The organism is Caulobacter sp. CCNWLW153 (assembly GCF_036889365.1).
Taxonomy (GTDB): Bacteria; Pseudomonadota; Alphaproteobacteria; order Caulobacterales; family Caulobacteraceae; genus Caulobacter; species Caulobacter radicis.
In genome coordinates this window covers 397,842-406,967 of record NZ_JBAKFV010000003.1, presented here as the reverse complement: position 1 = coordinate 406,967, position 9,126 = coordinate 397,842, and the positions used below count along the sequence as shown (strand labels likewise).

8 protein-coding genes are annotated in these 9,126 nt (G+C 70.1%); 2 read left to right on the top strand and 6 right to left on the bottom strand.

What is annotated here, in order from left to right; all coding sequences use genetic code 11:
• Positions 1 to 76 (bottom strand): hypothetical protein (locus tag V6S85_RS07675; RefSeq protein ID WP_334348563.1); only part of this gene is annotated, 76 nt, incomplete at its 3' end.
• Between the two features lie 368 nt (positions 77 to 444).
• Here V6S85_RS07675 and V6S85_RS07670 point away from each other — a divergent pair.
• On the top strand, positions 445 to 1,233 hold the full coding sequence (locus tag V6S85_RS07670; RefSeq protein ID WP_116567819.1) for an SGNH/GDSL hydrolase family protein: 789 nt from the start codon (positions 445 to 447) through the stop codon (positions 1,231 to 1,233).
• Between the two features lie 91 nt (positions 1,234 to 1,324).
• Entirely contained in the window at positions 1,325 to 3,115 is a 1,791-nt protein-coding gene (locus V6S85_RS07665) for an ATP-binding protein (RefSeq protein WP_334348554.1), read from the top strand.
• Between the two features lie 84 nt (positions 3,116 to 3,199).
• On the opposite strand, the gene V6S85_RS07660 is transcribed toward V6S85_RS07665, so the two are convergent.
• The 5 genes from V6S85_RS07660 to V6S85_RS07640 all read right to left on the bottom strand — a co-directional run bounded on the left by V6S85_RS07660 (position 3,200) and on the right by V6S85_RS07640 (position 9,056).
• Positions 3,200 to 3,754: an SUKH-4 family immunity protein gene (locus V6S85_RS07660; RefSeq protein ID WP_334348553.1), complete on the bottom strand. Its 555-nt coding sequence runs from the start codon at positions 3,752 to 3,754 to the stop codon at positions 3,200 to 3,202.
• Positions 3,755 to 4,261: 507 nt separating this feature from the next.
• Positions 4,262 to 4,954: a response regulator gene (locus tag V6S85_RS07655; protein WP_116490648.1), complete on the bottom strand. Its 693-nt coding sequence runs from the start codon at positions 4,952 to 4,954 to the stop codon at positions 4,262 to 4,264.
• Between the two features lie 7 nt (positions 4,955 to 4,961).
• Positions 4,962 to 7,562 carry a sensor histidine kinase gene (locus V6S85_RS07650; RefSeq protein WP_243410566.1) on the bottom strand — a complete coding sequence of 867 codons (2,601 nt, stop codon included), beginning with the start codon at positions 7,560 to 7,562 and terminating at the stop codon, positions 4,962 to 4,964.
• Positions 7,563 to 7,673: 111 nt separating this feature from the next.
• Entirely contained in the window at positions 7,674 to 8,252 is a 579-nt protein-coding gene (gene kdpC, locus V6S85_RS07645) for a potassium-transporting ATPase subunit KdpC (RefSeq protein WP_116567827.1), read from the bottom strand.
• Positions 8,253 to 8,270: 18 nt separating this feature from the next.
• Positions 8,271 to 9,056, bottom strand: a complete 786-nt coding sequence (locus tag V6S85_RS07640) for a transporter (RefSeq protein WP_334348552.1) — start codon at positions 9,054 to 9,056, stop codon at positions 8,271 to 8,273.
• Positions 9,057 to 9,126: the final 70 nt, after the last annotated feature.

Below are 9,126 nucleotides of genomic sequence, written 5' to 3'. Positions count from 1 at the left end.
CCACGTGACCGAAGTCCGCAAAGCACGCCCCGGACACCAGGCCCACATAGCCCGTGCCAATCATCGCTACGCGCATGTCATCCCCTGCTCAACAAGAGCCCCGCCCAGCCGGCGGCACAAAAACACCGAGTGATTTTAATTCGACATTCCTTGCCGAAGCGCAATCACGAACTGATGACTATTCAAAAGAAATTTTTATGTGGCCAAAGTTTGCACTTCACGACGACATCCCCACGAAAATTCGCGATCGACCGTCCGGGATCGGAACGCCCACCAAACTTGGCCATAAGGGGCATTAATCACCTTGACGGCGAAAAGAGCACGGTTCGAGCAAGAATTATACTTACCTTGACCGTAGAGGCGGCGCTCTATGCGGAAAATGCCGCCTGCCTTATCAAACACGCATTCGAACCGCCTACGGAACATGCTTAACAGGCCCGCCCCATGAGCTTCCTCGCCGCCTATCTGCGCGACCTGAAGCGCTCGCGGTTCTTCCTGCCCGGGGTGGGGATCGGCGCGCTGCTGGGCTTTGGCCTGTCGGCCGCGTGGTTCCAGACCACCCTGCCGCAGTGGCGGCCGACCGGCAGCGCCGCGGCCCGCACCGCCGTGAAACTCGAGGCCGCGCCCGGCGATCCCGTCCGACTGAAGCGCGGCTCGGTGATCGTCTGCGAGGGCGACAGCCTGACCTACGGCTTCAAGCGCTGGGGAGAATCGATTCCCGGCATCAACGGCTCGCCCTCGCCGCGCAGCCCCACGCCCTATCCGGAGACCCTGCGCGGCCTGCTGGGCGACCAGGTCACGGTGGTCAATCACGGCAAGCCCGGCGACCAGACGCTGGACGGCCTGACCCGCTGGGCCCGCGCGCCGACCGGCGACCTGACCATCATCATGTACGGCGCCAACGACGCCAAGGTGCGGGGCAAGCCCGGCGCGCTGGACGTCAGGGTCTATGCCAGCCTGCTGGAGGCCCTGGTCCGCCGCCGGCTCGACGACGGCGGCCAGGTCATCGTGCTGCTGCCCCCGCCGGCCTCGGCGCGCGACACCCAACCCCGGCTCGACCCGTTCCGCGAGGCCGCCGCGCAGGTGGCCGCCCGCACCGGGGTCAAGGCCGTCGACGCCGCCGACGCCCTGGCCGAAATCGGCGCGCCGCTGCAATACGACGGCCTGCACCTGAAAGACTCGGCCAACCTGGCCATCGCCCGCGCCCTGGCCGCGCAGATCCGCGTCGAATAGCCCCGCCCGCCGGCCGGCGATGCATCCTGAGGATGCTTGCGCGGGGAAAGGCGCGGGCCCAGCCTCGCTCGGCGAAGCTGGACGTTTTGCGATGGATGCCCTGCCGACGCCGCTTCACGCGTCCGACGGCGCCGCCCGCCTGCAGAGGCTGAACCGGCGGTTGGAAAGGCTGCGCGAACTGGCCGAGATCCAGGCGCTGCTGGCGGGCGCCGAGGTGGACGGCGAAGCCTTCATGCAGATCGTCGTCGACCGCGTGCAGCACCTGCTGGGCGGGCACGGCGCGGTCGTCGAGCTGGTCGACGGCGAGGACATGGTCTACCGCGCCGTCAGCGCCGGCTCCGAGGCGCACCTTGGCCTGCGCATCCCGCGCGCCGGCAGCCTGTCGGGCCTGTGCGTCGAGCAGGCCCGCATCCTGGTCTGCGAAGACAGCGAGCACGACGAACGGGTCGATCGCGAGGCCTGCCGCAGGGTGGGCCTGCGCTCGATGCTGTGCGCGCCGCTGTTCGACGGCGACCACGCCATCGGCGTGCTCAAGGCCATGGCCGGCGAGACCCGCGCCTTCGGCTACGAGGACGTCGAGCTGCTGCGCCACATGAGCCAGACCCTGGGCGCGGCGATCGCCAAGCGCGCCAGCTTCGGCGCCCTGCGCCGGCTGTTGCAGGAACGCACCGCCGCCTTCGAGCGCGTCGAGCGGCGCAATCACAGGCTGGCCCTGCTGACCGAGCAGCTGCGCGAGGCCAAGGCCGAGGCCGAAGCCGCCAACCGCGCCAAGTCCGACTTCCTGGCGGCCATGAGCCACGAGCTGCGCACGCCGCTGAACGGGCTGGTGGGTTTCGCCGAACTGCTGGCCCGCGACGACCTGGCGCCGGAGCAGCGAGGCGCCTATCGCGACTTCGTCCACGACGCCGCGCGCTCGCTGCTGACCATCGTCGACGACATCCTCGACCTGTCGCGGGTCGAGGCCGGCAAGCTCGACCTCCACGCCGGCGAGGTCGACCCGGTCCGCCTGGTGGAGAGCTGCGTGGCCATGGTCCGCCCGCAGGCGCAGGCCAAGGGCCTGGCGGTGACCACCCGGATAGTCGCGGGCGCGGAACGCCGCATCGCCGGCGACGCCAACCGCCTGCGCCAGGTGCTGCTGAACCTGCTGAACAACGCCGTGAAGTTCACCGGCGCCGGCGGCGTGACGGTGACGCTGGAGACGACAGGCCCGCCGGGCGCGCCGGCCTTGCGCTTCTCGGTGGCCGACACCGGCATGGGCGTGGCCGCCGAGGCCCGCGAGCGCCTGTTCCAGGCCTTCGGCCAGGCCGACGCCTCGATCCATCCGCGCTATGGCGGCGCCGGCCTTGGCCTGGCGATCTGCAAGCGGCTGGTCGAGGCCATGGGCGGGACGATCGGCTTCGACAGCGTCGAGGGCGAGGGCTCGACCTTCCGGTTCGAGATCCCCGCGACGTCCGCCGATCCCGCGAGTTCACCCGAGACCATCCCGGCCAAGACCCCTCCCTTACGCATCCTGGTGGTCGACGACAGCCGGGTGAACCGCGCCCTGGCCGAGGCCGTGCTGGGTTCGGCCGGACACCTGGTGACCGGCGTCGGCGACGGCGCCTCCGGCGTGGCGGCCGTTCGCGACGGGAGCTTCGACGTCGTGCTGATGGACGTGCGCATGCCGGGCATGGACGGCCTCGCGGCCACGCGCGCGATCCGCGCCCTGCCCCCGCCGGCCGGCGCGGCGCCGATCCTGGCCCTGACCGCCAACGCCCTGCCCTCCGAGATCGCCGCCTGCCTGGCCGCCGGCATGGACGGCCACGTGGCCAAGCCAATCGACATCGCCGCGCTGCTGGTCCAGGTCAAAGAGGCGGCGACGATCCGGCGAGGCGAGCGATAGAGTCCAACCTCCAGCGCCCGGCATGCAGCCCAGAGCCGGGAACCGCCGTCGACGGCCCATGAAAGCAGGCAAGCTCGGCACCGACTAAGGGTGGTTGGCGCCCCCCACGGCCCAGCTGGCAATCTCGTTGAACCACAGCGCCTCTGGCTCTAGCGCCACCGGATCATTGGCCGCCAGAAAAGCCCGAAATTCATCTCTCAACACCGCCGGGACTAGCCCATCAAGATAGGCGTCCGGTCCGCCAACTCTCTGAGCGGCGGCAATGAGATTTCGCATTCTGAGAGATGTCTCGGCGAAGGTCTCAACATCCTTGTTGATGTAGAACTCGGCGAAACTGGCGTCGTGGTTGAGATAGACCAATGCACCGTCTGCACGGATCGCCACCGGATCACCGGATGCATTCGAACCGACCACCAAGACGTCTGGTCGCTTCATGGCCAAGCGAATGGGATCCGTCGGCTGACCTCTCGAATTTGCATCAAACGACAGGTAAGGCGCAGCTTCCTCAGGAAGCCCTGCAAGCTCGAGAAACACTTTTGCGGAAGCCGGGATCTCGATGCTGGCGACTTCCTCAGCCGAGACGGGGATAAGTTGATCGCCATCCGCCTCCCACAGTTTCTTGAAGTCCTCTGGCGCCATTTTGCCCCTCCAGCTTGGCAACATGCTTACCTGTCACAGCCGTCCGGGATGTCCGGTTAGGGTCGAAAGCGGATGCAGCAGCAATCGTCAGAGTATGACACCCTGACGGTACGCTACCTTCGCTGAGCTGTGTATGCGGTCGCCGCGCTTCGTTGCGATGAGCGAAACAGGCCTCCCAATTCGACACCACAGGTGGCCTTTGCACTCGTCGAGCTTCTGTCCCGGTGTCGTGCTCGTTTCGACATGCAGGTCGAGCCGAGCAGGGTCTGGCCCAAAATTGCGAACCACGGCGTCGGCGCCTAAGACGCGCTCGACCGTCTCCTTTATGAATGCAGCCTCGGCGTTCGATAGTGGCCAAGGGGCGACCGGTTGTAGCGGCGACTTTGCAGCAGGCATGGTCCAAGCATATGTGCCGAACGGCGCGGGCGCCAACGTCCGACTAGGGTCGCAAAGCGAAGTTGGCCCTTGCCCCCATTTCCGACGGTCAAGTCGGCGGGAGCTTGCTCCTCAGTCCCCGATGAAGCGATACCCCACGCCCGGCTCGGTCAGCAGGATCTTCGGATGGGCCGGATCGGCTTCCAGCTTCTGGCGCAGCTGGCCGACGAACACCCGCAGGTACTGGGTGTCGTGCATGTGGGCGGGGCCCCAGACCGAGGTCAGCAGCTCCTTGTGGGTCAGCACCTTGCCGCGCCCCATGGCCAGGCGCGCCAGCACCTCGTATTCGCGGGGCGAGACCTTCACCACCGCCCCGTCGCGGGTGACCAGGCGCTTTTCTAGATCCAGCTCCACCGCCCCCGCCCGGATCGGCCCGACCGGCGCCTGGGTGGCCGCCTTCTGGCGTAGGGCCACGCGAAGGCGCGCCAGCAGCTCGCCCACCCCGAACGGCTTTTCGACATAGTCGTTGGCACCCCGGTCCAGCGCCTCGATCTTCTCGATCTCGCGGTCGCGGGCCGACAGGATCAGGATCGGGCCGTCATAGAAGGCCCGGGCCTTCTCCAGCACCTCCTTGCCGTCCATGTCGGGCAAACCAAGGTCGAGGACGACGGCGTCGGGCGACCACAGGGCGATGCCGCGCAGGCCCTCCTGCCCGCCGTCGGCGCGCAGCGGGTCGTAGCCGGCGGCGTCGAGCGCGGGGCCGAGGAACCGGTGGATCTGCGGCTCGTCGTCGATGACCAGGATGCGGGGGCGAAGCGCGCTCATGGACGGCTCATAGCAGATGGTGGGGCGTGGCGACGCCCTTGGGCAGGCTGATCAGCATCCGCGTGCCCTTGCCGTCGTGGATCGGGCTGGCGGCGGCGATGCGGCCGCCCATGGCCTCGACGAAGCCCTTGGCGATAGCCAGGCCCAGCCCCACCCCCTGGCTGGCGTTCGGCGAGCGGTCGCTGGGGTCCTGCAGGCGGCGGAACTTCTCGAACACCCGCTCCAGGTCGGCCGGCGGAATGCCCCGCCCTTCGTCCTCGATGCTGATGACCACATGGGCGCGGTCCTCGTAGGCGGCGACCTCGATGCGCGCGCCAGCCGGACTATAGGCGATGGCGTTCTCCAGGATGTTGACCGCCACCTGCTCCAGCAGGTTCGGATCGGCCTGGACCAGGCTGAGGGTTTCGGGAAAGTCGCGCACCAGCACACGGCCCTCCAGGCGACGCGCCACCCGATCGGCGGCCGCGGCCAGCACGTCGCGCACGTCGATCCAGTCGGTGCGCAGCTTCAGGCCGCCGCCCTCGATGCGGGTCATGTCCAGCAGGTTGGCGACGTAGCCGTTCAGGCGCTCGGCCTCTTCCTTGATCCCGAGGGCAAGGTCCGCGCGCCCCGGCGGCGACAGCTTGTCGCCATAGTCGATCAGGGTGGTGGCCGCGCCCAGCACCGTGGTCAGCGGCGTGCGCAGGTCATGGCTGATGGAGTTCAGCAGGGCGTTGCGGAAGCGGTCGGAGCGACGCAGGGCCTCGGCCTCGACCGCGCCGGCGGCCAGTTCGGCGCGTTGCAGGGCCACCGCGCCCTGGTCGAGCAGGGCCAGCAGCAGCCGCTCCTCGTCCGAACCGCCGGCCAATGCGCCGGCCTCGATCCCGGCCACCCCGGCGCGGGCGCCCAGGCCCTCCAGCGGCCAGAAGGTCCAGGCGGCCTGCGGCAGGGTGCCGGTGCCGGCCCCGGCCGGCTCGCCCTTCTCCCAGGCCCAGCGCGCGGCGGCCATGGGTCCGGTTCCGAGATCGACAAGGTCCGGCGCGCCGGCCGCCGGCGCCAGCTCGCCATCGACCGGCAGGAACACCACCGCCCGCGCGCCGGAGGCGGCGGCGGCCTGCTCGGCCAGGGCCTGGGCGACGGCGGACTTGCCCGAGGCGGCCGACAGGGTGCGGCTGGCGGCCAGCAGGCTGGTCACGCTGGCCGCCCGGCGCTGCGAGCCCAGGGCCTGGTCGCGCACGCGGCCGGCCAGGCCGCCCGTGGCCAGGGCCACGGCCCAGAACACGATCAGGGTCAGCACGTCGGTCGGCGAGCCGATGGCCAGGCTGTAGCGCGGCGCCAGGAAGAAGTAGTTGTAGACGACAAAGGCCGCCGTCGCCGCCGCCAGGGCCGGGCGCAGGCCGTGCATCACCCCCGCCGCCAGCACGGCGGCCAGGTAGATCATCCCCAGCTCCACCCGGTCGAAGGCGGTGTCCAGCGCCCAGGCCACCAGGCTGGCGGCGGCCACGAAGCCGCCGCCGGTCAGGTAGGCGGGCCAGTCGAAGCGGCGCGGCTTGGGCGCGGACGGCTCGGCCGTCCCCTCCCCGCCGGCGCCGGTGACCACGTGGATCGCCTGGCCCCGGGCCTCGCGCAGCAGCGCCGCCGCCAGCGAGCGGCCGGTCAGCTCGCGCCAGCGGGAGTCTCTCGACTTGCCGATGACGATCTGGGTGACGTTGTTGCGCCGGGCCCAGGCCATGACGGTGGCCACCACGTCGGTCCCGGTCAGCACGACGGTCGAGCCGCCCAGCTGCTCGGCCAGCTTCAGGGCCTCGCGGGTGCGGGCGGCGGCGGCCTCGGGCGGCGGCGGACGGTCGGGCCGCTCGACGTGGGCCACGGTCCAGGGCGCGTCCATCATCATGTCCGACAGCCGCCGGCCAGCGCGCACCAGGCCCGCGGCCATGCCGTCGCCGCCGGCCAGCACCAGGATCCGCTCGCCCGCCGCCCATGGACCCTCGACGCCCTTCTCGCGCATGGCCGCGACCAGCTGGTCGTCGACCGTCTGGGCCGCCCGCCGCAAGGCGAGTTCGCGCAGGGCGGTCAGGTTCTCGACCTTGAAGAAGTTCTCCGAGGCCAGCCGCGCCGTCTCGGGCACATAGACCTTGCCCGCCGCCATCCGCTCGCGCAGCTCGTCGGGGGTGATGTCGATCAGCTCGATGTCGTCGGCCCGCGCCAGCGCGCTGTCGGGCACCGTCTCGCGCTGGCGGGCGCCGGTGATGCGCAGGACGACGTCGACCAGGCTTTCCAGGTGCTGGACGTTCAGCGTCGTCCAGACGTCGATGCCCGCCGCCAGGATCTCCTCGACGTCCTGCCAGCGCTTGGGATGGCGCGAGCCGGGCGCGTTGGAGTGGGCGTACTCGTCGACCAGCAGCAGTTTCGGGCGTCGTTCGAGCGCCGCGTCGAGGTCGAACTCCAGATAGCTGCGGCCCCGGTTCTCGACCGGGCGGCGGGGCAGCACGTCGAGCCCGCGCAGCAGGCTCTCGGTCTCGCGGCGACCGTGGGTCTCGACCACGCCGACCAGCACATCCAGCCCTTCCGCCTTGCGACGGCGGGCGGCGCGCAGCATCTCGTAGGTCTTGCCCACCCCCGGCGCCATGCCCAGGAACACCTTGAGGCGCCCCCGGCGGGCCTTGTTGGCGGCCGCCAGAAGCGCCTCGGGGTCGGGGCGGCCCCTCTCGGGGTATGCGGAGGGGTCGCCCGCCAACGGCTAGCCGACCATCGGGAAGCGCGCGTCGAGCGCCCGGTTGACGTCCAGAACGTTGACCCGCGGCTGGCCGATGAAGCCCAGCAGCGGCGGCTTCACGGCCGCGTCGATCATGGCCAGCACCTCGCCGCGCGGCGCGTTGCGGGCGGTCGCGATGCGTCCAGCCTGCAGGCGGGCATAGGCCGGCGAGATGTCCGGATCCAGGCCCGAGCCGGACGTCGTGACCGCGTCGGCCGGAATGACCGCGCCGGGAAACTCCGCCCGCAGCGCGTCGGCGTCGGCCTTCTCGCGCTCGATCAGCTTGTCGTTCAGCGGCCCCATGTTCGAGCCGCTGGAGGCCGAAGCGTCATAGCCGTTCCCCGCCGCCGACGGGCGACCGTGCAGGTAGCCCGGCTTGGCGAAGACCTGGCCGATCAGCGCCGAGCCGACGACCTTGCCGTGGGCGTCGCGGACCAGCGAGCCGTTGGCCTGCGCCGGAAACGCGGCCTGGGCCACGCCGGTGATGGCCAGCGGATAGGCCAGGCCCAAGAGGATGGTGAAGAGGCCCATCGAAACGAGGGCCGGGCGAAGGTGCGAGATCATGACCTTCCAGCTCCTTTCCTAGAACCGCTTCGAGACGCCGACGTACAGTTGCGCGTCGGGGGTGTCGCGGTTCAATCCGAAATTGGCGCCGGCGTCCAGTTGCAGGGTCGGCGCGACGAGATAGGCGGCGGCGACGTCGGCCGAGACCTGGGTCACCGTGTCGGCGGGGTCGAAGTTGGTGCTGGTCCACAGCTCGCCGACGAGAGAGAGGCGATCGGTGACCGGGCGGGCCAGGTTGACGACATTGGTCACCGCCGCGTGGCGGCCGTCGCCGTCGGCGTCGAGCAGCAGGTCCACCTGCGGCCCGAAGGTCAGGGTGGCGCCCGAAAGCGCGATGCTGATCGGCACGGCCACGCCGCCCTCCACCTCGTCATTGCCCAGGCCCTTGGCCGCCGTCGGGATCTTCACGTAGGGCAGCAGGGCAAGGCTCACCTTGTCGCCAGAATGGACGCGGGTCTTGTACCGGATCCACACGTCGCCGACGCCGTCGGTCTTGTCGTCGACGCCCGGGCCCTTCACGCGGGCCTGAAGCCAGGGCGTCCAGGTCACCTGCAGGTCGCTGGCGTCGGTCAGGCCGAACTTCAGGGTCGTGGCGGCGACAGCGGTCGTCTCGGCCTTGATCCCGCCGGCCTTCACCTGGGTCCAGTTCACCCCGTCGGCCTCGACCTGCCAGGCGCCCTTGGGAACCGAGCAGGTGCTGTTGGCCTTGGTCGGGCGGTCGGTGCAGATCGGGGCCTCGTCCGCCCAGGCGGCGGTCGCGGCGAGGGTCGAGGCGGTGATCACGAGAAACGCGAACTTGCGCATTGGAATTGTCGTCTTTCGAGGAGGAGAAAATCACTGGCCGCCGAGATTGGCCGCCAGGCAGACGATCCCG

What these genes read in the sequence shown, in the direction of transcription:
- V6S85_RS07655 (WP_116490648.1), bottom strand. Translation starts at nt 4,954, where the DNA reads ATGAGCGCGCTTCGCCCCCGCATCCTGGTCATCGACGACGAGCCGCAG.
- V6S85_RS07650 (WP_243410566.1), bottom strand. Translation starts at nt 7,562, where the DNA reads ATGGCGCCGGGGGTGGGCAAGACCTACGAGATGCTGCGCGCCGCCCGC.
- V6S85_RS07670 (WP_116567819.1), top strand. Translation starts at nt 445, where the DNA reads ATGAGCTTCCTCGCCGCCTATCTGCGCGACCTGAAGCGCTCGCGGTTC.
- V6S85_RS07665 (WP_334348554.1), top strand. Translation starts at nt 1,325, where the DNA reads ATGGATGCCCTGCCGACGCCGCTTCACGCGTCCGACGGCGCCGCCCGC.
- V6S85_RS07660 (WP_334348553.1), bottom strand. Translation starts at nt 3,754, where the DNA reads ATGGCGCCAGAGGACTTCAAGAAACTGTGGGAGGCGGATGGCGATCAA.
- V6S85_RS07640 (WP_334348552.1), bottom strand. Translation starts at nt 9,056, where the DNA reads ATGCGCAAGTTCGCGTTTCTCGTGATCACCGCCTCGACCCTCGCCGCG.
- kdpC (WP_116567827.1), bottom strand. Translation starts at nt 8,252, where the DNA reads ATGATCTCGCACCTTCGCCCGGCCCTCGTTTCGATGGGCCTCTTCACC.